Consider the following 24961-nt stretch of genomic DNA (forward strand, 5'->3'; position numbering starts at 1 on the left):
TTATGGTCTGCGTTGACGGCGTGCTTGTTCAACCCGGCGTCCGCTCGTACCGTCCCGCAACACGCCGATGCACGCCAAGCGGATTCGCATCGCGCAACGCTTCGGGCAACAACGCGGCAGGCAGGTTCTGATAGCAGACAGGCCGCATGTAACGTTCGATCGCCGCCGTGCCGACAGACGTGCTGCGTCCATCCGATGTCGCGGGGAATGGCCCGCCATGCACCATCGCGTCGCAGACTTCGACGCCCGTCGGAAAACCGTTCGCGAGAATACGGCCGGCCTTGCGTTCGAGAATCGGCAGCAGTGCTTGCACGGCGGGTTGATCGGCGTCATCGAGATGCAGCGTGATCGTCAACTGGCCTTCGATACGGTTCAACACCGTGCGCAACTCATCAGCGTCTGCGCATTCGACCAGCACGCTGCACGGGCCGAATACTTCGTCGGCAAGCGTGTGATCCGAAAGCAGACTCTTTGCATTCACGCGAAACAATGCCGCTTGCGCGCGCCGGCTGCCCGCTTCGGGCGCCTTGCCGCGCGCGAGCGTCGTCACCGCGGGATTCGCCGCGAACCGTTCGACGCCTGCGTCGTAAGCGCGCAGAATGCCGCCCGTCAGCATCACGCCCGCTTGCACGCCGTCGATGCTCTGCGCGGCGGTCGCAGCAAAACGCTCGAAGCCTTCGCCCGCGATACCGAGCATCAAGCCCGGATTCGTACAGAACTGCCCGCAACCCAGCGTCACCGATGCAACGAAATCGCGCGCCAGCGTTTCGGCGCGCGCGGCCAGCGCAGCGGGCATCAGCAGATTCGGATTCACGCTGCTCATTTCCGCGTAGACGGGAATCGGCTCCGCGCGCGCGTTCGCAATCGCCATCAGCGCGCGTCCGCCTGCACGCGAACCGGTGAAGCCGACAGCCTTGATCGACGGATGCGCGACGAGCGCTGCGCCCACTTCATGGCCCGCGTCGAACAGCATCGAGAACACGCCTTCGGGCAACTCCGCGTGACGTACGGCGTCCTGAATCGCACGGCCCACGAGTTCCGACGTGCCTGGATGTGCCGGATGCGCCTTCACGACAACCGGACAACCGGCCGCAAGCGCCGCCGCTGTATCGCCACCCGCGACCGAAAACGCGAGCGGAAAATTGCTCGCGCCAAACACAGCGACGGGACCCACGCCGATGCGCTGAAAACGCAGATCGGTGCGCGGCGGCTGGCGTTCAGGCAGCGCCGGTTCGATACGTGCATCGAGTGCATCGCCGCTGCGCACGAGCGTTGCGAACATGCGCAACTGGTTCGCCGTGCGCGCGCGCTCACCTTCGAGACGCGCTTTCGGCAAGCCCGATTCGCTCATCGCGCGTTCGATCAGCGCGTCGCCGAGTGCTTCGATACGTGCAGCGATATCGTCGAGAAAGCGTGCGCGACGCTCCGCGGGTAGCGTGCGGTAGGCGTCGAATGCGTTCTCGGCCAGTGTGCAGGCTTCGTCGACGTCGCCTGATTGCGCGCTGTAGTACGTCGGCACTTGCAGCGATTGTTCCGTTGCAGCGTCAATGGCATGAAACTCAGCGCCTTGTCCACGCCGCGCGCTCGCGCCAATCAGCAGTTCACCTGTCAGGTTCATATGTTCTCTCCTCAATGCGAATGGCGCGGCACGTCAGCGCCCCGGCAACCGACGAGGAAGTCCAGGTCGCACCCCTCGTCCGCCTGCAAAACATGATCGATATACAGCCGCTGATAACCGCCGCCCGCAGGCATGTCAGGCGGCGTGTGGCTTTCGAGGCGGCGCGCCAGTTCTTCGTCGCTGATATCGACGCGCAACGTGCCCGCATCGCAATCCAGTTCGATCCAGTCGCCGTCCTGCACGGCGGAAAGCGGCCCGCCGTCTGCCGCTTCCGGTGTCACGTGCAACACGACCGTGCCGTACGCAGTGCCGCTCATCCGCGCATCCGAAATGCGCACCATGTCCTTCACACCCTGACGCAACAGCTTCGGCGGCAAACCCATGTTCCCGACTTCGGCCATGCCCGGATAACCCTTCGGTCCGCAGTTCTTCAGCACGAGCACGGAGTTCGCATCGACGTCGAGCGTTTCGTCGACGATCCGTGCCTTGTAGTGCTCGAAGTTCTCGAATACGACGGCGCGTCCGCGATGCTTGAGCAACTCAGGTGTCGCCGCCGAAGGCTTCAGCACCGCGCCGCGCGGCGCGAGATTGCCGCGTAGTACGCGGATGCCGCCGTCCTTCACGAGCGGCTTGTCGAGCGGACGGATCACTTCGTCGTTGTAGATGGGCGCATCCATCACGTTGTGCCACAACGCCTTGCCGTTCGCCGTCAACGCGCCCGGATGCGGCAACAGGTCCGCTTCGCCCAGGCGCCGCAGCACGGCAGGCAAGCCACCCGCGTAATAGAACTCTTCCATCAGGAAGCGGCCCGACGGCATCAGATCGACGATCGTCGGCGTGTTGCGGCCGATGCGCACCCAGTCGTCCAGATCGAGTTGCACGCCGATACGCCCCGCAATCGCCTTCAGGTGAATCACGGCATTGGTCGAACCACCGATCGCGGCATTCACGCGGATCGCGTTCAGGAACGCTTCGCGTGTGAGGATCTTCGACAGCGTGAGCCCTTCGTGCGCCATTTCGACGATACGCATGCCCGACATATGCGCGAGCACGTAGCGTCGCGAGTCGACGGCGGGAATGGCCGCGTTGTGCGGCAGCGAGGTGCCGAGCGCTTCGGCCATGCACGCCATCGTCGAAGCCGTGCCCATCGTGTTGCAGGTGCCTGCCGAGCGCGACATGCCCGCTTCCGCCGACAGAAACTTGTGCAGATCGATCTCGCCCGCCTTCAGCGATTCGTGCAGTTGCCACACGGCCGTGCCCGAACCGATGTCCTTGCCGTCGAGCTTGCCGTTCAACATCGGGCCACCCGTGACGACGATCGCAGGCACGTCGCAGCTTGCCGCGCCCATCAGCAGCGCGGGCGTGGTCTTGTCGCAGCCGGTCAGCAGCACGACGGCGTCGATCGGATTGCCGCGAATCGCTTCTTCGACATCCATCGCCGCGAGATTGCGCGTGAGCATCGCGGTGGGACGCAGATTCGATTCGCCATTGGAAAACACGGGGAATTCGACAGGAAAGCCGCCCGCTTCGTAGATGCCGCGCTTCACGTGCTCGGCGATCTTGCGGAAGTGCGCGTTGCACGGCGTGAGTTCCGACCACGTGTTGCAGATGCCGATGACGGGCCGGCCGTCGAACTCGTGATCGGGGATGCCCTGATTCTTCATCCAGCTTCGATACATGAAGCCGTTCTTGTCGGCCGTGCCGAACCATTGGGTCGAACGCAGCTTCGTTTTCTTATCCGACATGCTTACTTCCTGAAGGCAAGTGCTGATGGATGCGCAACCGTTGGGGAAGAGACGAATGGTGGTTGCGGATCATGGGAAAAAGAGAAGTCTACGAAGCGGTCTGATATCTTTCTAATGAAAATTGGCGTCGAACTGATATCGCTTTAATTATTGGTATTAACCCTTATGCTCGATTCGAACCCCTGGTACGTCCGCACGCGCCTGAAAACGCGGCAATTGCTGCTGCTCGTCGCGCTCGACGAGGAAGGCAATATCCACCGCGCCGCCGACGCGCTGAGCATGTCGCAGCCCGCCGCCTCGAAACTGCTGCGCGAGCTGGAAGAGATGCTGGATGCGCCGCTGTTCGAGCGGATGCCGCGCGGCATGCGGCCGACGCTCTACGGCGAGGTCATGATTCGCCACGCCCGCGCCGTAGTCGGCAGTCTCGATCAGGCGCGCGAGGAAGTGCTCGCGCTGAAATCGGGGCAGCTCGGGCGCGTTGCCGTCGGCACGATCACGTCGCCCGCCGTCAGCCTGCTGCCCGCCGCGATCGCGCAGGTCAAGCAGCATCATCCCGGCTTGAGCGTGAGCGTCGAGATCGACAGCAGCAATGTGCTGCTCGAAAGCCTCGCGCAGGACAAGCTCGACCTCGTGATCGGCCGGCTGTCCGTTGAACATGACAAGCTGCATCTGCGCTACGAGCCTCTCGCTGAGGAACAGGCGCTCGCTGTCGCCCGTTCAGGTCATCCGTTGCTGACGGCGCAATCGCTGACACTGGCGGATGTCGTCGACGCGTCGTGGGTCGTGCCGCCCGCGCAAAGCGTGCTGCGCCACCGCTTCGAGCTGATGTTCCAGCGTCAAAGCCTCGCGCCGCCGTCCAACGTGGTCGAAAGCGCGGAACTGCTGTTCGTCACGAGCCTGCTGTCGCAAAGCGACATGCTCGCCGTGCTCGCCGCCGAGGTCGCGCATTACTACGCGGCGCACGGTCTGCTGTCGATCCTGCCGCTCGACATGCCGCTGCGGATGGACGACTTCGGCATCATCACGCGCACCGGGCAACTGCTGTCGCCTGCTTCGACGCAAGTGGTGCGCGCGTTGAAGCAGGTCGCGGGCGAGCTTTACGGCGCGATTACGTGACGCTCAATAGGTGGCACGGCCGCCTGACAGATCGAACACCGCGCCCGTCGTGAACGAGTTTTCCGCAGAAACAAGCCACGCGACCATCGCCGCGATTTCCTTCACTTCGACAAAGCGCCCGCGCGGAATCTTCGACAGCATGTAGTCGATGTGCTGCTGCGACATCTGCTCGAAGATGCGGGTGCGCGCCGCGGCGGGCGTGATCGCGTTGACGGCGATATCGTGCTGCGCGGTTTCCTTGCCGAGACTCTTCGTCAGCGCGATCACGCCGGCTTTCGCCGCGCTATAGGCGCTCGCGTTCGGATTGCCCTCCTTGCCCGCAATCGACGCGATATTGACGATGCGCCCATAACCGCGCGCGATCATCGTCTTCACCACCGCCTGGTTCACGTGAAAGGCCGCGTTCAGATCGACGTCGATCACGCGCGTCCATTCGTCGGGCGCGTAGTCGGCGACGGGCGCATTGGCGCCTGCGATGCCTGCGCTGTGCACGAGAATGTCGATGGCGCCGAGATGCGCGACGCTTGCGTGCGTGGCCGCCTGCACGTCGTCGCGCTGCGTGAGGTCCACCAGCACCGTATGAACATCGCCGAAGCGCGCGAGGCTTGCCTTCGCTTCGGCGAGCGCCGCTTCGTCGCGGTCCCACAGCGCGACGCGCGCCTTACCCTGCAACAGCCGTTCCGCGACCGCATAGCCGATGCCTTGCGCGCCGCCCGTGACGACGGCGGCACGCTGCGTGAAGTCGTACTGGTTCATCAGCGCGCTCCTTTTATGCGGCGACGGTGCGTTGCTGCTGCTCGCCGAGTCCTTCGATACCGAGGCGCATCGTCTGCCCCGCGCGCAGATAGACGGGCTCGGGCTTGTGCCCCATGCCAACGCCCGGTGGCGTGCCCGTCGAGATTACATCGCCCGGTTGCAGGCTCATGAAGCGGCTCAGGTATGAAACGATCTGCGCGACGTTGAAGATCATCGTGCTCGTGTTGCCGTTCTGAAAACGCTTGCCGTCCACTTCGAGCCACAGGCTCAGGCGCTGCGGGTCGGGGATTTCGTCGGCGGTGACGAGCCATGGGCCAATCGGGCCGAATGTGTCGCAGCCCTTGCCCTTGTCCCAGGTGCCGCCGCGCTCGATCTGGTATTCGCGTTCGGAGACATCGTTGACGACGCAATAGCCCGCGACGTGGCTGAGCGCTTCGCTTTCGTCGATATACGTGCCGCCCTTGCCGATTACAACGCCCAGTTCGACTTCCCAGTCGGTCTTTTGCGAGCCGCGCGGAATGCGCACGTCGTCATTCGGACCGACGACTGCCGAGGTCCACTTGCCGAACACGACCGGCTCGCTCGGTACGGGTAGATTCGATTCGGCCGCGTGGTCCGCGTAATTCAGTCCGATGCAGATGAACTTGCCGATGCGCCCCACGCACGCGCCGATGCGTTCTTCTGCAGAGACGATGGGCAGCGAGTCGATGTCGATCTGGCGCAGGCGTTCCAGCGATTCGGGCAACAGCGTCGAGCCCGCGATATCGTCGATCACGCCAGACAGGTCGCGGGTTGCACCGTTGCGGTCGAGAATGCCGGGCTTTTCGTGACCCGGGGCGCCATATCGCAGCAATTTCATGTGATTCCTCGTTTCCAGTTGACTGAGCTACATTGCGTCTGCCGCACAATGTAGGGAAACGGGGCGGGGTTGAATAATGAAAGCTGCTGCGGGGGTGATAACTTCTGGTTATCCTCAGCCGATGTTGGCTGGCGGTTTGATCACGAGATGATGGACAATCGATAAATATCCGCAGGGTTCAGGATGAATTGCGGCGCTCCGTGACGCGCGGCGTTGAGCATGGCGTCGCCGATCACCGACGTCGTCAACACATGCTCCGGCCAAATGCGGCGTGCCAGAATCAGAAACGGCTTCAGCACGACATACATCCACCGATACGCGGCGGTGCGCGACTGAATGCCGTCCTCAGGAATGATGGCGGCGGGCCGAAAAACCACGACTTGCCGAAACGCGAGCCGCTGCAATGCATTCTCGGTTTCTCCGCGGATACGGGCCCACATCGTCTTGCCCCGCTCACTGCTGTCCGCGCCGGCGCCCGACACGTACACCATCGTCATCGCGGGACTCGCGCGCAGCAGTCGTTGCGCGACGTGGAGCGTGAGGTCGTAAGTCACTGCTCGGTATGCCGCCTCGGACATGCGGAAGGACGACACACCCACGCAGAAAAAGCACGCATCGATGTTGGCGAAAAGGTCGCCCTCGGCTTGAAAGCGCTCCAGATGCGGCGTGATGACCACCTTGAGTCGCGGATCCTCGTAACCCTGTAGCGCGCGGCGGCCAATCACGATGATTTCGGTGACGTCGCGTGCTTTCAGACACGCACGCAATACGCCTTCGCCAACCATGCCCGTCGCGCCGATCAGAACAATACGCATCGTCTACTCCGTGGGCCATTGCGGCGATTCTGCGCCGAAATCGGCGGCGAGCGTCACCGCCTTCCAGCGCTGCATCGTCTCGCGGCGCGTGTGTTCTTCTGCTTCGACCACCTGCCATGCGTCCGAGCCCAACAGCAGCCGCGCGGGTAGCGTCGCACTCGACGTGAGCGCCACGATCAGCCTCGCAACACGCTCGGGGTCGCCGACTTCATGGCCGACGTATGCATCGATCAACGCCTTGAAATCGCCCATCGATGCCTGGTAGTCTTGAGGAAGTTGCTGCAAGGTCGCGCGGGCCTCATGGCCCCACTCGGTACGCATGCCGCCCGGTTCGAGCGTGCAAATGCGAATCCCGAACGGCGCGACTTCCTTGCCGACCACATCGCTGAATCCGCCTACGGCCCATTTCGCCGCCTGATAAGCGGAGAGCCCCGGGCTGCTGATGCGCCCGCCCGCCGACGATACCTGAAAGATGTCGCCGCCAGCCTGCGCACGCATCACCGGAATCGCTGCACGCGTGAGGTTGATCACGCCAAAGAGATTGGTCTCTATCTGCGCGCGAAAATCGTCGACTGGCATGTGCTCGAAGGGCTGTATGTGGCCGTATCCAGCATTGTTGACCAGCACATCCAGGCGGTCGAAGCGGTGCAAGGCTTCAGCCACGGCCTCCTTCGCCTGCAACTCGTTCGTGACGTCCAGTTCGAACGTCGCGAGGCGCTTGCCGTACCGCGCCTGCAAATCCGAGAAGCGCGTGATGTCGCGCGCAGTGGCCAGCACGTTGGCGCCTGCCTCCAGCGCGGCTTCGAGAATGACACGGCCTAAACCGCGGGACGCACCGCTAATCACCCAGACTTTGGACATGATCGTTTAATCCTTTGATATACGCTGTGATTTCGGAGGGAGATCCTCACTCGGGCATGAAGCCAGTCTTACCCTGGAACATCACCGATCCGGCGAGATCCTTTTGCGCTTGCAGCGCAGCCAGACTCCGGCTATAGCCCGCTTCGAGCACAGCGTAAGCATCGCCGCCGAGCACGGTGCGCAGCGGCGGCTCCGGCATCTGGCTGATCGTATAGATTGCCTCGGCCATTTTCACCGGGTCGCCCGAAACACTGGTTTCACCGTGTTCCTCGAGCCATCGACGCAGCTTGCCAACCGCGCCGTCCTTGTAGGCGTCGAGTTCCGGCGTCCAGCGGATATTGGCCACGAAGCCCGTCTTGATGGAGCCAGGTTCGATAATGACGGTCTTGATACCGAACTCGGCAACCTCCTGGCTGACGGACTCGGCGAAACCCTCCAGACCGAACTTCGCAGCGTGATACAGCGAGCCTCCGGCGAACGCGGCACGTCCTCCGACACTGCTGACATGAATGAACATGCCGCGCTTTCTGGCGCGCATCCCGCCGAGAAACGCACGCGTCATATGGATCGGCGCAAGCAGGTTCAGCGCGATCTGCTGCTGAATATCGGCCTCGCTCATTTCCTCCATCGCGCCGATCACCGCACCGCCTGCATTGTTGACCACGACGTCGACATCGGGATGGCGTGCCGCGGCCGCTTGAACCTGTTCGAGATCGGTCACGTCCACCGACTCCGCTTCGATCCGGTCCGGATACGCCTGCTGCAGTGTCCGCATTCCGTCGATACGACGCACCGCTGCAACCACCCGATGACCCTGCGCCAGCACTTTTTCCGTGATGGCGAGCCCGAGCCCACCCGAGGCTCCCGAGATGAACCACTTCTGACTGGACATGCCTTCTCCTTTAACGAATCATGTAGCCACATATAAATGAGCGCCCAATCACTCATTAATTACCTAAAAAATTACGCTGTGATTGCGCGCCACAGAACGCGAAAGCCAAGCTTCCTTTGCAGCCGGGCGTCTTTGGGATGCCTCTCGATATGCTCGATCGTCGTATCGGCAATGTGCTCGATCAACGACGAGAGAAAGCTGATCGGCGCGCGGACCAGTACGCCGTCGCGCACGCCATCCTGCATCATCTGGGCGACGGCCAGAAACGGCTCCATGCCCAGCGATCGCGTGTCGTCCGATATCTGCCCCGAACCCGCAAGCCGGGCGACAGCGAACCGCGCAGGCGGATTGGCGAGGCCCCAGCTCACATAACGTTCGAAGACGTGCTGCATGCGTTGCATATAATCGGCGTCCACAGGATAGTCCGGCATCACCGCGCCGGCGAGGCCGCCTTTGAGGTGCAGATACAACTCCTGAAACAGCGCCTCCTTGCTCTCGAAGTACGTGAACAGGGTGCCCTCTGCGACGCCAGCGCGCCGCGCGATGCTCGCCGTAGTCGCCTGCACACCCAACTCTGCAACGGCTTGTGTCGCCGATTCCAACAGGGCGCTACGCTTTTCGGGACTTAACGGACGCGCCATCGGCTGCCTTAAATGATTGATTACTTGCTCAAGTATAATCGTCTTTTTTGAGCGAGGCAAACGTGGGTGTCGTTCTCATGCCGGGGCACCCGGGTCCTGCCTGCACGGTGATTGTCGCGCGTGCGAGCCGCTTGCCGTTATCCGACTTGCTCGGCAAGCCCGACGATGATGCCTTCGGGCCCACGAATATAGGCGAGCCGGTATGAGTTCTCGTAATTCATCCGGCCGATGAGTTCTGCGCCGTGTGCCTGCATCCGTGTTACGACCGCATCGATGTCCTCGACGGCAAACATGATGCGCCTGAGACCGAGAGCGTTCACTGGCGCCTCCACGGGTCCAAACCTGACCGCATCTGGCGTGTGAAATTTGTCCAGTTCAATTCCCTGCCCGTCCGGAGTCCGCAGCATCGCGATGGTGGCCCGGACGTCTCCGAGCCCTATGAGGCTCCCGACAGAAGGCCCTTCAACCGTAGTTTGGCCCTCGAACGCGAGACCCAGCTCGATAAAGAATGCCATCACCGCTTCGAGATCGTCGACAACTATCAGGACGTTGTCCATTCGCTTGACTGTCATGTCCTTCGGTCTCCCGTTCAACGGTGTCGTGCGTGTTGTGAATGAGCGTCCAGATAGAGCCGTGTGAATGATTTTACGGGGAAAAAGCCTATCCGGGCGCTGATCTCTCTGGGCGGCGTGTGCATCGCCGAAGCAAATAATTCGATTAACAATCAGCCGAACTTGTCGAGACATGACATACACATCTCTGGCATCGTTGCATTTCGAACGTTTTCCGCCGCTTTAGCTCTCCACCGCAGCAAACGATGGACGTCGATCTTCGCGATCCGACGTGCGAACGTAATTCAATTACAAGTCGCTGGGGACTTCTCGTGAAAAGTCAACAAGCAACGACGAGACAAAAGCCCCAATTGTGTTATTCGGTGCGCAGAAGCATCAAATTCAGTCGTTATACCCACACAACTCGATAAATTCACTCCGCAAGTTAGATGTCAAATCTGACGAAGCGTGAAGCACAGATCGTCGCATTGATTGCAGAAGGAAAACCAACCGCACACATTGCAGCAGAACTCCGGGTGACCGTGTTCACGGTCCAAAAACATCGAAGCAACATATCCAGAAAATTCGATTTGCACACATCGGCGCAACTCGTGTCGTTTTGCGTGTCTCGATCACCCGATGCCTCAACGCACGCCCCCGACTCAACAATGCTTTCACTGACCTCGCGTGAGGTCGGCATACTGCGCGAGCTGTCAAGAGGTCGAACCAGTAAGGAAATTGGAAAAATCTTATGCATCAGCCACCGGACGGTCAGCAAGCACATTGAAAATATCAGAAAAAAAATCTCTCCCAATACGCTGGCGTCGCTAATCAGGATCGCAAACACTATTTCAAAACCTGATTTAGACGACTGATCGGTTTCCATTTTTGCATCATCCAATGACGATTACCTAAATTCGGAAATAATCCATCGCATTGGTATAAAAACGAAAATTTTGACCCTACGTATTTCGAGTAATACCCGAAGCCGATTTCAGGAACAACACTGAAGCCAGCGGCATCTTTTTCACGGTGTCGCCCATCAAGGGTTCATTTCTACCTCTGAGGCAAATCATGAACTGGAATCGAGCTTTTACCGACTTATTGCGAAATGGGCGTCCCGCCTGCTGGGGCAACTGGACACTGTCGCCGAAACTGAAACCCGGGGCCGTCGGCATTATTACTCCGGACACCGGAGACTTCACGCTAGTCAAGGAAGAAACGCCGGGGATAACCGTCGCCACTCGCGATGTACCTAATCAGTGGAAGCTGTCGTCGAACAATGTCCATCGCAACGAAAGCAATGTAAAGCTGGATGGGTCGGGCACCGACCCCGACACGGGCACGAAGGTCGAGGCGGGTGTCGAAGTCAAATGGGAATTCTCTTCGGTGGGGTCGATCGCTTCCGAATTCGGCATTGCGTGCGAATCGTATATCGGCGATCTGACTGTGCTCACAAAGCCGGAAACGCTGAAGTGGTTAGCCGAACAGGCGCAATCTGTCAGCATGGGTTCAGGCGGCAATATCGCGCAAGGCTTTGGTGTCGTCACCAGTGCAATCTATGCACATAGCGGACTGAACGTTGGCTCTCAAGACAATGGGTCGTCGTTCTCGGTGACCGGGTCGGCAAGCGCAATTCACGACATGCTGGGTGGCGCTAACGGCAATGGCTCTTTCCTGTCGGTCAATCAAAGCAAGAGCGTCGATCAGCACATGTGGCCGTTTCAGGCCGAAAAACTCGCTGCAGGTCCGATCCCTGTCGCTTACACCGTTGCATCCTTCGACGGCAACCTTCTGATTCCGAACTGGATCACCCGGCTCGGCGCATTCGAGATCTTCTTCAACAACCGGCCGGGATGCACCTACGTGACTCACATCCAGCTCGGTTACGACACGCCACAAGGGCGGCGCAACGACGAATTCTCATTGACGGGTGGCGTATCGAAGACGGTCGGCAATATCCCGCTGAACGCGACAAATATCCAGGTGAACGTACGGTTTCAGGGCGTCATGAACAGCGACAACTACAGCTTTAACTGGCCGAGCCCGCTCGGACAATGGCTGACGGGGCGTCGCGAGATCGAGATGACAGGTGTATGGCCTGGGCAGACGCATGCTCAGGAACGCTGAACGCCACGACCTCGAGTTCCATCGTCAAACCACCAGATCGTGATGCCTTGCAGTTGCACACCAAGCTGCCGGTGAGTCACGTTCTGCAACATGCAATCAAGGAGTGAAATCATGAGAAAGCCCCCGCCGCTCAACCTCGGCAACGCCAACCCGGGTCAGAATGGCGTTGTCGATGCCCAGTTCCTTATAGCAGGCATCAATCAGCAACTTGCCGCGCACACACCACCTCTAGGCGCTCTGCTGAAAACATTCACAGGAAACTTTCAGCAGTTGTCAAAGTGCGAAATGGGCACGCAAGCATTCCAGCAGAGCATCGCGGCACTACCACCTTGCTTCCTGAACCTTGCCGTAGCGTTGAACGATGGCAACGCGATCAACGCATTCATCAATGGCCCAGGCTGGGTTCAGATGACGACATGGCTAACGAACAACGTCCCCAACGTCGTCGTCCCGGGCGTAGTCGTCGGTCTCCTCTCCGCGTTGAGTCAGGCGCTAAGGCAAGGAAATATCGCGGCCGCGGATCATGCGGCGACGCAACTCTTGCAGCAGTTTCTTTTGCCGATTCTCGGCGTACTGTGATAAGTGGTTCGTTCGCGATGTTCGACGTCCTGCCCGACACGATCATCCATACGGATCGTGTCGCGTTGCGCCCGATAGTGCGTAACGACGTGTCGACCTTGGCGCGACTTCTATTCGATCCTGCTGTACTTGTCTGGATGCCTGCATTGCGCATGATCGTGTCGATACACGATGCCGAAGCGCTCTTTGAAGCAGCGATTTCGATCGCTGGTCCGGAGCGCTTCGACTTCGTTGCGTCAAGGCGGCGGGACGGTGTTCCTATCGGAGAAGTCACCGTCCCAGCCTCAGGCGGCGAACTGGAATTCTGGCTTGCCTCTGAGTTCTGGGGACGAGGATACGCTACCGAAATCGTTTCATGCGTGCTGCGCTTACTCTATGCGAACGAAGCAATTGAACCGGTATTCGCGTGTGTGCATCGGGACAATATCGGTTCGCAACGCGTGCTTCAAAAAGCCGGCATGGAAGTGGCGGAAGCTTACTGGCACAGGTTTGAGGACGCAGAAAACCCGGTGCCCCTTTTTACGTATCGTGTCGATGTCATGCGTCATCCGAGAGCAGCGCTCGGTTGCGACTAACACCGAATAACATCATGCGGCAACCGCGACGCTTTGCGGCAGGGCGAACGCGTGGATGAGACAGTGCTGTTTGCACTGCAGGCTGCTGGGGTGGCGAATGGCTGGGTCAAGCGCGATTCGCTCGTGCTCTCGAATGCCTCATTTCGACCCTCAAGAGCCACTCGCCCATTGCCGGCGAATGTCTCATAAGCGGTTAAGCAGTCCGACCAACGGTTGCTTTCGACTCCCGGCATCCCACGATCATCAAAACCCGGATGTATCAGCCTCGCCGGTCATCCGGCTCTTACCGACGATCGTGATTGCGCGGCTTTGCTCGCATGTTCTGGTGCGGAGTCCGGATCGCTGCTGCAGGTGGCACTTGCACGGACGACTCTCCTATTCAGCAACAATCGCATGATTTCGCGGCGCTTTTTTCGCCGCGTTGGCGTGGGATGCCTCCGCGCCAATGCTCGATTCCCTGACCACGAGTTCCGGCACCGCAAAGTATTGCACTGGCGGTTTTTCATCTTCAGAGGTGTCGCTCAGTCGAGCCAACAGTGTCTCGCTAGCAATGGTGCCAAGCTTATCCGCGCCCGCGAACAGCGTCGTCAAAGGCGGATTGGTATGCTCGGCCGCGACGACATTGTCGCAACCCACCACAGCCAGAGCCTTGCCAGCGCGCTTGCCCATTCTGTCGAGTTCGTGCAGCACGCCGATTGCAACCTGATCGTTGTAGCAAACCACCGCCGTCGGGCGCGGCTTCATGTCGAAGATCGTGCGGACGGCATTGCGCCCACCCTCGGGCGTCAATGGGACATCGATGATCCAGTCGTCATCGACAGGCAGCGAGTGCTTCTCCATCGCCGACAGATAGCCCTGCCTGCGCTGATTAGCGACTGCGTAACCCTTCCTGTTGCCAGCGAAAGCGATGCGCGTATGCCCCTGCCCGATCAGATGCTCGGTCGCCAGTGCGAATCCGTAGTCGTTATCGACACCGATGGTATCGACGTCCGGCCCCATCGGACGCATAACCAGTACAAGGGGAATTCCCCACGACTGGATTTCGGCGGGCAACGCATCCGGCGTCCCGAGTGCGGGAGACATGATCAGGCCAGCGACGTTCTGCTCGCGCATGGAACGCAAGACCCTCGTCTGCGTTTCGAGGCTTTCGGCAGTGTGGGCCATCAACGTCGTATAGCCGGCTTGAGCCAGCACCCGCTCGATCGCCACCAGCAATTCGACAAAGAACGGGTTGGTCAGATCGTTGATCACCATGCCGATCGTCGTGCTGCGCCGTCCTCGCAGGATGGCCGCCCCGCGGTTGTAGACATAGCCGAGCGCGCGAGCCGCCTCGCGCACCTTGTCTGCCGTTTCGGCCTTGATACGCGGACTCTCCTGCAAAACGAGCGACACCGTCGATTTCGATACGCCTGCCGCAGCGGCAATGTCCTGAATGGTCGGACCGGATTTTATGTTGCTTTGCACAATTGGAACGTTCCAAAAAGTATTTGACATCGTGAAATCAGTCTACTACAGTTTGTTGGAACGATCCAACGAACGCGAATTGGAACGTTCCAATGGAGAGAGACATGATAGAAAACATCCGCTGGGCGCTGATCGGCGCCAGCACGATCGCCGACGAATGGATGGTCAATGCCATCCGCTCGCAGCCAGCCGGTGAGATCGCCACAGTGGTGAGCGGCAGCGCGGAGCGCGCACGCGAGTTTGCTAAAAAGTACGCCATCCCGTCGCACTCTGCAGACCTCGACGCCGTACTCGCCGACCCGTCTATCACGGCCGTCTACATCAGCAGCACCAACGAGAAACATCTGCCGCAAGTGCTCGCGGCGGCAAAAGCCGGCAAGCACGTGCTGTGCGAAAAGCCCCTCGCGCTGGCGGAAGACGAAGCGGCGCAAATGATCGAAGCATGCGCCTCACACGGCGTAAAGCTCGGCACGAACCATCACCTGCGTTGCGCGGCGACGCACCAGAAGATGCGCGAGCTCATTCGCGCTGGCGCGATCGGCACGCCCCTCTTCGTCCGCGTCTTCCATGCGGTCTCGCTGCCGCCGCATCTGCGCGGCTGGCGCATCGAGCGGCCCGATGCGGGCGGCGGCGTGATTCTCGACATCTCCGTTCACGACATTGACACGCTGCGCTTCCTGCTCGACGACGAACCCGTCGAAGTCAGCGCCATGACGTCGTCGGGAGCGATGTCGACGGCGGGACTCGCGGACGGCGTGATGGCGATCGTGCGCTTCAAAAACGGCGTGCTCGCGCAACTCCACGATGCGTTCACCGTGCCTTACGCGCCTACGGGGATCGAGATTCATGGCACGGCGGGTTCGCTGTTCGCGAAGGACGTGATGACGCAGCGCCCGGTCGGCGAAATCACGCTGCGCTCGGCAGAGGGCACGCGAGACATCGAAGTCGAACATCGCGACCTGTATTGCACCGCAGTCGCGCAATTCCATCGCTCGATCACGGAAGGACAGCACCCTGCCGCGACGGGTGTCGACGGTTATCGCTCGCTCGTCGCCGCGCTGTCGCTCGTGAAGTCCGCCGAAGCAGGCGGCCACGTGACGGTGCCATCCCGTTTCGCTGAATAAAAGTTCGAGGAGATTGACTGTGCGTTCCAGCAAGGTTGTTTCATTGGCCCACGCGGCGAGCCTGATCAACGATGACGATGTCGTCACCGTCAGTTCGTCGAGCGGTCTGGGTTGTCCCGATGCAATGCTCGCCGCTATCGGCGCCCGCTTCGAGGCGGAAGATCATCCGCGGAATCTGACGATGCTGCATCCGATCGCCGCCGGCGATATGTACGGCATCAAGGGCATCGATCACATCGCGAAGAAAGGGCTGATTCATACCGTCATCGCCGGGTCGTTTCCGAGCGGCCCATCGAGCCTGCCGATGCCCGACATCTGGCATCTCATCACCGACAACGACATCCGCGCCTACAACCTGCCGAGCGGCGTTCTGTTCGACATGCATCGCGAGGTCGCGGCGAAACGCCCCGGCGTGTTGACCAAGGTCGGCCTCGATACGTATGTCGATCCCGACCGCCAGGGCGGCGCGATGAACACGCAGGCTGCCGGACATCCCATCGTCGAAAAGATCACGTTTGCGGGCGACGAGTGGCTGCACTACAAAAACTTCGTGCCGCGCGTTGCAATCGTGCGCGCAACGACAGCCGATGAACGCGGCAACCTGTCGTTCGAACATGAAGGCGCGCTGCTTGGCGGACGCGATCAGGCGCTGGCCGTGCGCAATAACGGCGGCATCGTGATCGCGCAAGTCAAGCGCGTCGTGAAGGCCGGTTCGCTGCACACGCAGCAGGTGCATATTCCCTGCAATCTCGTCGACTACGTGGTGGTCGATCCCGAGCAGAAACAAACGACGCAAATCGAATACGACCCGGAAATCAGCGGCGAAATAAAGCTGCCCGAAAGCGCATTCGCATTTGCCGAGTGGCACACGGATAAGGTCATCGCGCGGCGAGCGGCCATGGAACTCGCGCAGAACGATGCGGTGAATCTGGGCTTCGGTATTTCCGCAAACGTGCCGCGCGTTCTGCTCGAAGAAGGCTACCGCGACGACGTGACATGGGTCATCGAACAAGGCGCTGTCGGCGGGGTGCCGTTGCTCGGTTTCGCCTTCGGATGCTCGGGCAATGCCGACGCAATCATGCCCTCACCTTCGCAATTCGTGTACTTCCAGGGCGGTGGCTTCGATGTATCGCTGCTGTCGTTCCTGCAAGTGGACCGCTTCGGCAACGTGAACGTGTCGAAGCTACCGAGCAAACCGTATCTCACTGCCGGATGCGGCGGCTTCATCGACATCACGACGCATGCGAAGCGGGTGGTCTTCAGTGGCTATTTCACGGCGGGCGCAAAGATCGAAGTCGGCGATGGCCGTCTGAAGATCGTCAAGGAAGGCAAGAAGAAGTTCATCGCCGATGTGGACCACGTGACGTTCAGCGGACGCATGGGAAGACTGCGCCATCAGCAAGCGCTGTACGTCACGGAACGCTGCGTGATCCAACTCGGCGACGAAGGCCTCGAAGTGATCGAGATCGCGCCCGGCATCGATCTGCAAAGGGATGTACTCGATCAGTGCGATATCGAGTTGGGCGTCTCCCCTGCCCTGAAGACGATGGATGTGTCCATTTTCACGGACGCTCCGTTCGGTCTGAAGCTGAAGGAGGCGCGTCATGGCTGATCAGCCACTGATCCAGATCGAGAAGACGAACGCCGTTGCCGTCGTCACGCTCAATCGTCCCTACAAGCTCAACGCGTTGACGCCGGAAATGCTCGATCAACTCGAAGCTGTAGCGGCACAGCTCGAATCGGATGCAGGCGTGCGCGCCGTCGTGCTGACAGGCGCAGGTGAACGCGCATTCTGCGTGGGAGCCGACATCAACCAGTGGTCGGCACTCGCGCCGCTCGACATGTGGCGCGTGTGGGTCTCGCGCGGTCATCGCATTTTCGACCGATGGGCGGCGTTGCGTCTGCCCGTCGTCGCGGCGATCAACGGCCCCGCATTCGGCGGCGGCCTCGAACTGGCCTCAGTCGCCGATGTGCGCGTCGCGGACCCTGCTGCCACGTTCGCGCTGCCCGAAGCGAGCATCGCGACCTGCCCCGGGTGGTCCGGCACGCAACGGCTGGTGTCGCTGATTGGTCCGAGCCACGTGAAATCGCTTGCGCTTACCGCGCGGCGGATCGACGCGCAACGCGCATACAGCATCGGTCTGATCGATGAAATCTCCGCGCCTAAAGAGTCCGTTGCGGCAGCCCTCGCGATCGCTGAAAAGATCGCGACGCTCGCACCCGTTTCGGTGCAACTGACCAAGCAACTGATCAACGCCGCCTCGGGATTCGGGACCGGCGCAACCCTGGAAGCCATGGCGGGCGCGCTGTCCGCATCGACGCACGACGCCCGCGAAGGCATGGCCAGTTTCCGCGAACGGCGCCCGGCGCAATACGAGGGTCAATGACATGACGTACGACACCGCAATCCCCACTGCAACCGCGCTTTTGACAAGCGATAAAACCCCTGCACATGAAGCCTTCAACGGCCGTATGTACATCGACGGCGCGTGGACCGAATCCACGTACAAACAGCGCTTCGAGCGCCGCAGTCCCGCGCATGGCCACATTGTCAGTTCGTTTCCTGAAGCGACGCCCGCAGACGTCGAGCGAGCCATCAAGGCCGCCGATCTCGCCTTCCGTCAAGGTCCGTGGCCGAAGCTCAAGGGCGCGGAACGCGCACGGGTGCTTCTCGCGATCGCTGACGGCATCAAGGCACGTGTCGACAAGATGTCGCTGCTCGAATCGCTCGAAACAGGCAAGCCACTTGCGCAGGCACGCGGCGAAGTCTCCGGCTGTATCGATCTCTGGCAATACGCGGCGAGCCTTGCGCGCACGACGAGCGGCGATGCCTACGACACGCTCGGCGAAGACATGCTCGGCATCGTGCTGCGTCAACCGATCGGCGTTGTCGGACTCATCACGCCGTGGAATTTCCCGCTGTGGATTCTTTCGCAGAAGCTGCCGTTCGCACTCGCGGCGGGTTGCACATGCGTCGTCAAGCCAAGCGAATTGACGTCGAGCACCACCGTCATGCTGATGGAGATTCTCGAACAGGCCGGCGTACCCGCGGGCGTCGTCAATGTGGTGACGGGCAAAGGTCCATCCGTCGGCCAACCGCTCGCGGAGCACGACGCAATCGACATGCTGTCATTCACCGGTTCAACACGCGTCGGCAGTTTGCTCGGCGGACTCGCATCGAAGAAGCTGAAGAAGGTCGCGCTCGAACTCGGCGGCAAGAATCCGCAGATCGTCTTCCCCGATTGCGACTGGGACGCGATGGTCGATGCCGTCGTGTTCGGCGTGTACTTCAACGCGGGCGAATGCTGCAACAGCGGCAGCCGCGTGCTCGTACACAAATCGATTGCGGAGCGCTTTGCGCAGGCGGTCGTCGAGCGCGCACGGCAAGTACCCGTTGGCGATCCGCTGCATCCCGAGTGCAAGATCGGCGCGATCGTCAGCGAGAACCAGTTGGTCGAGATTCTCGGCAACATCGACAAGGGTGTTGCGGCAGGCGCGCGCCTGCGTCTGGGCGGCAAACGCTATGACGCGAACGGCCTGTATCTGGAGCCGACCGTTATCAGCGATGTCACGCCCGACATGAGCATCGCCCGCGAAGAAATCTTCGGCCCCGTGCTCACGATCATCCCCTTCTCCGACACGCAGAACGCGATCGATATCGCGAACGACACCGCCTACGGACTCTCCGCCGCCGTCTGGAGCAACGACATCAACACTTGCCTGACCGTTGCGCGCGGCGTCGATGCGGGCACGGTTTGGGTCAACACCTTCCTCGACGGTTACCCCGAACTGCCATTCGGAGGCTTCAAGTCGAGCGGCGTGGGACGCGAACTCGGCAAGCAGGCCGTCGAAGACTACACCGAGACGAAGACGATTCAGCTTCACATCGGGGAGCGCAAGAACTGGTGGCTGCCGCGCCCCGCCGCCTGACCACGAATCCATCCAGATCGCGCCACGGCATGCCCGCCGTGGGGTCCACAAGAAAGCCCGCCAAGAGAGCGTCATCAAGGAGACAAAGATGTACAAGAAGCGTATTGCTGCAATTGCAGTCGGCCTCGTTGCCTGCCACACGCTGTCCGCTTATGCGGCTGACACGAAAACCGTGGAAGTCATGCACTGGTGGACTTCCGGCGGCGAAGCCAAGGCCCTTTCCGTGCTGAAGGACGGCCTCAAAACCAAGGGCTATGCATGGAAAGACAGCCCGATCGCGGGCGGCGGCGGCGAAGCGGCGCGCACGGTGCTGAAGGCGCGCGTCGCATCGGGCAATCCGCCCGATGCAATCCAGATGCTCGGCTTCACGATCCCCGAATACGCGCAGGAGGACTATCTGCAGAACCTCGATCCTGTCGCGTCGAAGGAAGGCTGGGACAAGCTCGTGCCCGGTCCGATCCAGAAATTTTCGAAAGTCGATGGTCACTGGGTTGCTGCACCCGTCGACGTACACCGCACGAACTGGATCTGGGCGAACAAGAAGATCTTCGATCAGTTGAAGCTCACGCCGCCGAAGACCTTCGATGAACTCGTCGCCGACGCCGACAAGATCCGCAAGGCCGGCTATATTCCGCTCGCGCACGGCGGCCAGGCATGGCAGGAAGCGACGATCTTCGATAGCGCGGTGATGTCGGCGGGCGGCCCGAAGTTCTATCAGCAAGCGCTCGTCAAGCTGGACCCGAGCGCGCTCGGCTCGAAGACAATGGAAAAAGCCTTTGACCAGATGCGCGCGTTGCGCGGCATGGTCGATCCGAACTTCCCGGGCCGTGACTGGAATCTCGCCACATCGATGGTCATCAACGGTAAGGCTGCCATGCAGATCATGGGCGACTGGGCGAAGGGCGAGTTTGCGTCGGCAGGCAAACAGCCGAACGTCGACTATCTCTGCTTCAACTACCCCGGAACAGATGGCGCGTTCATCTTCAACACCGACCAGTTCGCGGGCTTCAAGAAGGGCGACGCGAGTCTCCCCGGCGAGTACGCGTTTGCGTCGACCATCATGGACAAGGGCGTCCAGGCGAAATTCAACCAGATCAAAGGCTCGATACCTGCGCGGCTCGATGTGCCACAGGACGGCTTCGACGAGTGCGGCAAGAAGTCGATGAACGACCTGCGCGCAGCGCTCAAGACGGACTCGATGGTCGGCAGCTTCGCGCACGGACACGCGATGCCCGACGGTCCGAAGAACGCCGTGTATGACGTCGTCACGCACTTCTTCAATTCGAACCAGTCGTCTGCGGATGCCGTGAAAGCGCTCGTCGCGGCAGTAAAGAACTCGCAGTAAGCCAAATGGTCCTTGTGCGGATGCGGCACCCAACGCCGCTGTCCGCGAGGCCCGTCATCTCCGACGGTAGGTGTTGCCATGCTATTGCACAATCGCGCCCATGCGGCGACCACGCTTGATGATCTGAACAACAGCTCGGGTCAAAGCCCGACACGAAAGCGATCGACGTTCCGAAACCGCTTCGAAGCGGTTCTGCCCAAGATCGTCCTCAGCCCGACATTGATCATCACGTTGATCTTCGTCTATGGCTTTATCGCGTGGACGACGGTGCTCTCGTTCACCCGCTCACGCGCCTTTGCGAACTTCCACTGGGCCGGTCTGCTTCAGTATGGGCGCGTCTGGGAGCATCCGCGCTGGCATGTGGCGATCGGCAACCTCGGCATCTACGCATCACTCTATGTCGTGCTGTGCATGGCGATCGGTCTCGGCCTCGCCATTCTGCTCGATCAACGGATTCGCGCCGAAGGCGGATTGCGTGCGCTCTTTCTTTATCCCATGGCGCTCTCGTTCATCGTCACGGGCACCGCATGGAAATGGATTCTCAATCCGGGCCTGGGACTCACCAAGCTGTTCCATGACTGGGGTTGGACGAGCTTCCAGTTCGACTGGATCATCAACGACGACATGGCGATCTATACCGTCGTCATCGCCGCTGTCTGGCAGGCGTCGGGCTTCGTGATGGCGATGTTTCTGGCCGGCCTGCGCGGCATCGACCAGGAACAGATCAAGGCCGCTTCGATCGACGGTGCGCGCATGCCTTCGATCTATCGACGAGTCATCATTCCGCAGCTGCGGCCCGTGTTCGTATCGGCATTCGTGATTCTCGTGCACCTCGCCGTCAAGAGCTATGAACTCGTCATCGCATTGACGGGCGCCGGTCCCGGCTACTCGACCGAACTGCCGTCGACCTTCATGTACTCGTTCACTTTCACCCGCAACGAACTCGGCATGGGCGCGGCGAGCGCGGTGATGATGCTGTGCACGGTCGCGGCCATCATGGTGCCCTACCTCTACTCCGAAATGAGACCTCGCCGGAAGAGCGGCGGCCATTGAACTCAACCGATACCCCTTAGCAACCTATTTGCATGAGGTCAGAGTAAGGCTCCAAAGAACCAACTCTGGCCAACAGGAGACAACGATGGCTACCAAGACATGGGACTCACCACAGATGGTGGTGGGCAAGCATAACTACGTCTCGCGGATCGTCATTTATTCGATGCTGGCGATTGCAGCCGTGGTCTATCTCGTACCGCTGCTCGTGATGCTGCTGACATCGTTCAAGCCGTTGCCCGAAGTTTATTCCGGCAATATCCTCGCGCTGCCTCATCAGTGGACGCTCGAAGCGTGGGAAAAAGCCTGGGGATCGGCGTGCGTGGGGCTCGAATGCTCCGGCGTAAAAGGCTTCTTCTGGAATTCCTTCCGGATGGTCTTCTCTGCCGTAGCGATCTCCACCCTGCTCGGCGCATTGAACGGCTACGTGCTGACCAAATGGCGCTTCAAAGGCGACAACATGCTGTTCGGCCTGATCCTGTTCGGATGCTTCATCCCGTTCCAGATCGTGCTGATTCCGATGGCGTCGTTCCTCGGCAAGGTCGGTCTCGCGCAATCGATCAGCGGCCTCGTGTTCGTACATGTCGTATATGGCCTGTGCTTCACGACGCTTTACTTCCGCAACTACTACATCGCATTTCCCGATGAACTCGTGAAAGCGGCAATGATCGATGGCGCGCGTTTCTTTCGCATCTTCTTTCGCATCCTGCTTCCTAACTCGGTGCCCATCATCACCGTCACTGTGATCTGGCAATTCACGAATATCTGGAACGACTTTCTGTTCGGCGCTTCGTTCACGACGGGCAGTTCCGCGCCCATCACGGTCGCGCTGAACAACATCGTCAATACATCGACGGGCGTCAAGGAATACAACGTCAACATGGCCACGGCCATGATCGCCGCGCTGCCGACACTGCTCGTCTATGTGATCGGTGGGCGCTACTTCGTACGCGGTCTGATGGCCGGCTCGGTCAAGGGGTAAATCATGTCTTCTCTGCACGTATCCAACGTTCGCAAAGCCTACGGCGCCACCGAAATCCTCAAGGAGATCAACATCGATGTCGACGATGGCGATTTTCTCGTTCTCGTCGGACCGTCGGGCTGCGGAAAATCGACGCTGCTTTCGCTGATCGCCGGACTCGACACGCTCTCGGGCGGCGAGATCCGCATCGGTAACGACAAGGTCAACGACTTGCATCCGAGCGAGCGCGACATCGCGATGGTGTTTCAGAGCTATGCGTTGTATCCGAACATGTCCGTCGGGCAGAACATCAGCTTCGGTCTGGAGATGCGCAAGGTCTCGAAGCCCGAACGCGAGAAAGCCGTGAAGGACGCCGCCCGTTTGCTGCAGATCGAGCACCTGCTCGACCGGCGTCCAGGACAGCTGTCGGGTGGACAGCGTCAGCGTGTAGCGATGGGACGCGCGCTGGTGCGTCATCCAAAGATCTTCCTGTTCGATGAACCGCTGTCGAACCTCGATGCAAAACTGCGCGTCGATATGCGTACCGAGATCAAGAAGCTGCATCAGCGTTTGGGCGCGACCATCGTCTACGTCACACATGACCAGATCGAAGCGATGACGCTCGCCACGCGTATCGCCGTGATGAAGGGCGGCGTGCTGCAACAACTCGGCACGCCCGCCGAGGTCTACAACACGCCCGCCAACACGTTCGTCGCGACGTTCATGGGCTCGCCGTCTATGAATCTGATTCCGGCACGCATCGAGCGCGCGAATGGCGCACTGCATCTGCTGGTGGGTGAAGGCCAGAAGGCTATCGACCTTGCATTGCCGCCGCAATCGGCTGCAGTCGAGCGCTACATCGGCAAGAAGGTGATTGCGGGTCTGCGCCCTGAGGCGATCGGCGTGGAAAACGAGCGTGCCACGTCGGCGCTGCGTACCGTGCCCGTCACGATCAACGTGCTAGAACCGACGGGCCCCGACACGCTCGCCGTGCTCGATCTCGGCGGCATGGAAGTCTCCGCGCGACTCGGCGCCGACATGCCGCACGCGTCGGGCGAACGGTGCGAGCTGCGCGTCGATCTGTCGAAGCTCGTGCTGTTCGACACGGATACGGAAGAACGCATTCGCTGAGCACACAGCACAACGACGGATGGTGCAGCCATGAGCAAGATATCTGGAAAGTGTTCAACCGCGCTGGTAACGGGCGCGCGACGCGGCATCGGCCGGTCGATCTGCGTCGCGCTCGCGCGGCGCGGCTTCGACATCGTGCTGACGGATGTCGTGGACGACCAGGACGCCGCGACGACCTGCGGCCTCGTACGCGACGAAGGTCAGGAGGCGCTCTTCATTCAGAGCGATCTCAGCGACGTCGCTTCGCATGAAAGCGTCGTCGAAGAAGCCGTGCGCTTCAAGGGAAGTCTCGAATGTCTCGTCAACAACGCGGGCATCGGATCGCCTAGCCGCGGCGACCTGCTCGACGTATCGCCGAAAGCATTCGATGCCGTGCTCGGCGTCAATCTGCGCGGCACGTTCTTTACGACGCAGGTCGTCGCTCGCCACATGTGTGCGACATCGTCGACGGCCGCCCGTTCGATCGTAACGGTTTCGTCGGTATCGGCGGACATGGCATCGCCCGAGCGCGCCGAATACTGCCTGTCCAAATCCGCGCTGCCGATGATGACGCGCCTGTTCGCATTGCGCCTTGCGAGCGCAAATGTCGGCGTGTTCGAAGTACGGCCCGGCATTATCCGCACGCCGATGACATCCGGTGTCGCGGAGAAATACGAGGCGCGTTTCCGCGAGGGCCTGGTTCCCGCCGGCCGCTGGGGCGAAAGCGACGAAGTGGGCCAGGCGGTCGCGACGCTTGCCAGCGGCTTGCTGCCCTTCGCGACGGGCAGCGTGGTCAACGTGGATGGCGGCCTGTCCATCCCCGCATTCTGAGCCGACTG

General features: G+C 60.7%; 24 protein-coding genes. 14 read left to right on the forward strand and 10 right to left on the reverse strand.

Annotation, left to right across the window (positions count from 1 at the left end; genetic code table 11):
- Nucleotides 1-28: 28 nt before the first annotated feature.
- Both PPGU16_RS37500 and PPGU16_RS37505 read right to left on the reverse strand, forming a co-directional pair.
- On the reverse strand, nt 29-1618 hold the full coding sequence (locus PPGU16_RS37500; RefSeq protein ID WP_180725864.1) for an aldehyde dehydrogenase (NADP(+)): 1590 nt from the start codon (nt 1616-1618) through the stop codon (nt 29-31).
- A gap of 11 nt (nt 1619-1629) precedes the next feature.
- A complete protein-coding gene (locus tag PPGU16_RS37505) occupies nt 1630-3363 on the reverse strand; it encodes an IlvD/Edd family dehydratase (protein WP_180725865.1) in 1734 nt (577 codons plus the stop codon).
- Between the two features lie 165 nt (nt 3364-3528).
- Here PPGU16_RS37505 and PPGU16_RS37510 point away from each other — a divergent pair, with 165 nt between their 5' ends.
- Nucleotides 3529-4479 carry a LysR family transcriptional regulator gene (locus PPGU16_RS37510; RefSeq protein ID WP_180725866.1) on the forward strand — a complete coding sequence of 317 codons (951 nt, stop codon included), beginning with the start codon at nt 3529-3531 and terminating at the stop codon, nt 4477-4479.
- Between the two features lie 3 nt (nt 4480-4482).
- Here PPGU16_RS37510 and PPGU16_RS37515 read toward each other — a convergent pair whose 3' ends face one another.
- The 7 genes from PPGU16_RS37515 to PPGU16_RS37545 form a co-directional block, all read right to left on the reverse strand.
- Entirely contained in the window at nt 4483-5235 is a 753-nt protein-coding gene (locus tag PPGU16_RS37515) for an SDR family NAD(P)-dependent oxidoreductase (protein ID WP_180725867.1), read from the reverse strand.
- Between the two features lie 13 nt (nt 5236-5248).
- On the reverse strand, nt 5249-6094 hold the full coding sequence (locus tag PPGU16_RS37520) for an ureidoglycolate lyase (RefSeq protein ID WP_180725868.1): 846 nt from the start codon (nt 6092-6094) through the stop codon (nt 5249-5251).
- A gap of 140 nt (nt 6095-6234) precedes the next feature.
- Nucleotides 6235-6909, reverse strand: coding sequence for a Rossmann-fold NAD(P)-binding domain-containing protein (locus tag PPGU16_RS37525; RefSeq protein WP_180725869.1), 675 nt, complete (start codon nt 6907-6909; stop codon nt 6235-6237).
- Nucleotides 6910-6912: 3 nt separating this feature from the next.
- Nucleotides 6913-7770 (reverse strand): SDR family NAD(P)-dependent oxidoreductase, encoded by an 858-nt coding sequence (locus PPGU16_RS37530; RefSeq protein ID WP_180725870.1) that lies wholly within the window; start codon nt 7768-7770, stop codon nt 6913-6915.
- Nucleotides 7771-7816: 46 nt separating this feature from the next.
- On the reverse strand, nt 7817-8662 hold the full coding sequence (locus PPGU16_RS37535) for an SDR family NAD(P)-dependent oxidoreductase (RefSeq protein WP_180725871.1): 846 nt from the start codon (nt 8660-8662) through the stop codon (nt 7817-7819).
- A 71-nt stretch (nt 8663-8733) separates the two neighbouring features.
- Nucleotides 8734-9363 carry a TetR/AcrR family transcriptional regulator gene (locus PPGU16_RS37540; protein WP_238271756.1) on the reverse strand — a complete coding sequence of 210 codons (630 nt, stop codon included), beginning with the start codon at nt 9361-9363 and terminating at the stop codon, nt 8734-8736.
- Between the two features lie 77 nt (nt 9364-9440).
- The gene (locus PPGU16_RS37545) at nt 9441-9875 is read right to left on the reverse strand and encodes a VOC family protein (RefSeq protein WP_180725872.1); all 435 of its coding nucleotides are present in this window, start codon (nt 9873-9875) and stop codon (nt 9441-9443) included.
- 428 nt (nt 9876-10303) lie between these two features.
- Between PPGU16_RS37545 and PPGU16_RS37550 the strand changes: the two genes are divergently transcribed.
- From PPGU16_RS37550 to PPGU16_RS37565, 4 genes are all read left to right on the forward strand, one after another.
- Nucleotides 10304-10729, forward strand: a complete 426-nt coding sequence (locus PPGU16_RS37550; protein WP_180725873.1) for a response regulator transcription factor — start codon at nt 10304-10306, stop codon at nt 10727-10729.
- Nucleotides 10730-10886: 157 nt separating this feature from the next.
- Nucleotides 10887-11984, forward strand: a complete 1098-nt coding sequence (locus PPGU16_RS37555; protein WP_243460689.1) for a hypothetical protein — start codon at nt 10887-10889, stop codon at nt 11982-11984.
- Nucleotides 11985-12095: 111 nt separating this feature from the next.
- A complete protein-coding gene (locus PPGU16_RS37560; RefSeq protein ID WP_180725874.1) occupies nt 12096-12563 on the forward strand; it encodes a hypothetical protein in 468 nt (155 codons plus the stop codon).
- Nucleotides 12564-12580: 17 nt separating this feature from the next.
- Nucleotides 12581-13138 carry a GNAT family N-acetyltransferase gene (locus tag PPGU16_RS37565; RefSeq protein ID WP_180725875.1) on the forward strand — a complete coding sequence of 186 codons (558 nt, stop codon included), beginning with the start codon at nt 12581-12583 and terminating at the stop codon, nt 13136-13138.
- Between the two features lie 375 nt (nt 13139-13513).
- Here the strand turns inward: PPGU16_RS37565 and PPGU16_RS37570 are convergent, their stop codons facing one another.
- The gene (locus PPGU16_RS37570; RefSeq protein ID WP_243460690.1) at nt 13514-14530 is read right to left on the reverse strand and encodes a LacI family DNA-binding transcriptional regulator; all 1017 of its coding nucleotides are present in this window, start codon (nt 14528-14530) and stop codon (nt 13514-13516) included.
- A gap of 176 nt (nt 14531-14706) precedes the next feature.
- Here PPGU16_RS37570 and PPGU16_RS37575 point away from each other — a divergent pair, with 176 nt between their 5' ends.
- The 9 genes from PPGU16_RS37575 to PPGU16_RS37615 all read left to right on the forward strand — a co-directional run bounded on the left by PPGU16_RS37575 (nt 14707) and on the right by PPGU16_RS37615 (nt 24953).
- Nucleotides 14707-15726 (forward strand): Gfo/Idh/MocA family protein, encoded by a 1020-nt coding sequence (locus tag PPGU16_RS37575; protein ID WP_180725877.1) that lies wholly within the window; start codon nt 14707-14709, stop codon nt 15724-15726.
- A gap of 19 nt (nt 15727-15745) precedes the next feature.
- Nucleotides 15746-17338 (forward strand): acyl CoA:acetate/3-ketoacid CoA transferase, encoded by a 1593-nt coding sequence (locus PPGU16_RS37580; RefSeq protein ID WP_180725878.1) that lies wholly within the window; start codon nt 15746-15748, stop codon nt 17336-17338.
- Complete coding sequence (locus tag PPGU16_RS37585) at nt 17331-18113, forward strand: enoyl-CoA hydratase/isomerase family protein (RefSeq protein ID WP_180725879.1); 783 nt, start codon at nt 17331-17333, stop codon at nt 18111-18113. Before PPGU16_RS37580 ends, PPGU16_RS37585 begins: the two co-directional genes overlap by 8 nt.
- A gap of 1 nt (nt 18114) precedes the next feature.
- Nucleotides 18115-19656: an aldehyde dehydrogenase family protein gene (locus tag PPGU16_RS37590; RefSeq protein ID WP_180725880.1), complete on the forward strand. Its 1542-nt coding sequence runs from the start codon at nt 18115-18117 to the stop codon at nt 19654-19656.
- An 88-nt stretch (nt 19657-19744) separates the two neighbouring features.
- Nucleotides 19745-21001, forward strand: a complete 1257-nt coding sequence (locus tag PPGU16_RS37595; protein WP_180725881.1) for an ABC transporter substrate-binding protein — start codon at nt 19745-19747, stop codon at nt 20999-21001.
- Between the two features lie 78 nt (nt 21002-21079).
- Nucleotides 21080-22054, forward strand: coding sequence for a carbohydrate ABC transporter permease (locus PPGU16_RS37600; protein ID WP_131241999.1), 975 nt, complete (start codon nt 21080-21082; stop codon nt 22052-22054).
- An 85-nt stretch (nt 22055-22139) separates the two neighbouring features.
- Complete coding sequence (locus PPGU16_RS37605) at nt 22140-23033, forward strand: carbohydrate ABC transporter permease (RefSeq protein WP_243460691.1); 894 nt, start codon at nt 22140-22142, stop codon at nt 23031-23033.
- A 3-nt stretch (nt 23034-23036) separates the two neighbouring features.
- Complete coding sequence (locus PPGU16_RS37610) at nt 23037-24143, forward strand: ABC transporter ATP-binding protein (protein WP_180725882.1); 1107 nt, start codon at nt 23037-23039, stop codon at nt 24141-24143.
- A 30-nt stretch (nt 24144-24173) separates the two neighbouring features.
- Nucleotides 24174-24953: a 3-ketoacyl-ACP reductase gene (locus PPGU16_RS37615; protein WP_180725883.1), complete on the forward strand. Its 780-nt coding sequence runs from the start codon at nt 24174-24176 to the stop codon at nt 24951-24953.
- The last annotated feature ends 8 nt before the right edge of the window (nt 24954-24961 follow it).

The sequence above is a fragment of the Paraburkholderia largidicola genome (genome assembly GCF_013426895.1).
GTDB classification, from domain to species: domain Bacteria; phylum Pseudomonadota; class Gammaproteobacteria; order Burkholderiales; family Burkholderiaceae; genus Paraburkholderia; species Paraburkholderia largidicola.

Coding starts and splice junctions, on each gene's coding strand:
- PPGU16_RS37520 (WP_180725868.1), bottom strand. CDS start 6,094: ATGAAATTGCTGCGATATGGCGCCCCGGGTCACGAAAAGCCCGGCATT.
- PPGU16_RS37515 (WP_180725867.1), bottom strand. CDS start 5,235: ATGAACCAGTACGACTTCACGCAGCGTGCCGCCGTCGTCACGGGCGGC.
- PPGU16_RS37565 (WP_180725875.1), top strand. CDS start 12,581: ATGTTCGACGTCCTGCCCGACACGATCATCCATACGGATCGTGTCGCG.
- PPGU16_RS37615 (WP_180725883.1), top strand. CDS start 24,174: ATGAGCAAGATATCTGGAAAGTGTTCAACCGCGCTGGTAACGGGCGCG.
- PPGU16_RS37600 (WP_131241999.1), top strand. CDS start 21,080: ATGCTATTGCACAATCGCGCCCATGCGGCGACCACGCTTGATGATCTG.
- PPGU16_RS37560 (WP_180725874.1), top strand. CDS start 12,096: ATGAGAAAGCCCCCGCCGCTCAACCTCGGCAACGCCAACCCGGGTCAG.
- PPGU16_RS37605 (WP_243460691.1), top strand. CDS start 22,140: ATGGCTACCAAGACATGGGACTCACCACAGATGGTGGTGGGCAAGCAT.
- PPGU16_RS37610 (WP_180725882.1), top strand. CDS start 23,037: ATGTCTTCTCTGCACGTATCCAACGTTCGCAAAGCCTACGGCGCCACC.
- PPGU16_RS37575 (WP_180725877.1), top strand. CDS start 14,707: ATGATAGAAAACATCCGCTGGGCGCTGATCGGCGCCAGCACGATCGCC.
- PPGU16_RS37545 (WP_180725872.1), bottom strand. CDS start 9,875: ATGACAGTCAAGCGAATGGACAACGTCCTGATAGTTGTCGACGATCTC.
- PPGU16_RS37595 (WP_180725881.1), top strand. CDS start 19,745: ATGTACAAGAAGCGTATTGCTGCAATTGCAGTCGGCCTCGTTGCCTGC.
- PPGU16_RS37510 (WP_180725866.1), top strand. CDS start 3,529: ATGCTCGATTCGAACCCCTGGTACGTCCGCACGCGCCTGAAAACGCGG.
- PPGU16_RS37590 (WP_180725880.1), top strand. CDS start 18,115: ATGACGTACGACACCGCAATCCCCACTGCAACCGCGCTTTTGACAAGC.
- PPGU16_RS37500 (WP_180725864.1), bottom strand. CDS start 1,618: ATGAACCTGACAGGTGAACTGCTGATTGGCGCGAGCGCGCGGCGTGGA.
- PPGU16_RS37585 (WP_180725879.1), top strand. CDS start 17,331: ATGGCTGATCAGCCACTGATCCAGATCGAGAAGACGAACGCCGTTGCC.
- PPGU16_RS37535 (WP_180725871.1), bottom strand. CDS start 8,662: ATGTCCAGTCAGAAGTGGTTCATCTCGGGAGCCTCGGGTGGGCTCGGG.
- PPGU16_RS37505 (WP_180725865.1), bottom strand. CDS start 3,363: ATGTCGGATAAGAAAACGAAGCTGCGTTCGACCCAATGGTTCGGCACG.
- PPGU16_RS37525 (WP_180725869.1), bottom strand. CDS start 6,909: ATGCGTATTGTTCTGATCGGCGCGACGGGCATGGTTGGCGAAGGCGTA.
- PPGU16_RS37530 (WP_180725870.1), bottom strand. CDS start 7,770: ATGTCCAAAGTCTGGGTGATTAGCGGTGCGTCCCGCGGTTTAGGCCGT.
- PPGU16_RS37550 (WP_180725873.1), top strand. CDS start 10,304: ATGTCAAATCTGACGAAGCGTGAAGCACAGATCGTCGCATTGATTGCA.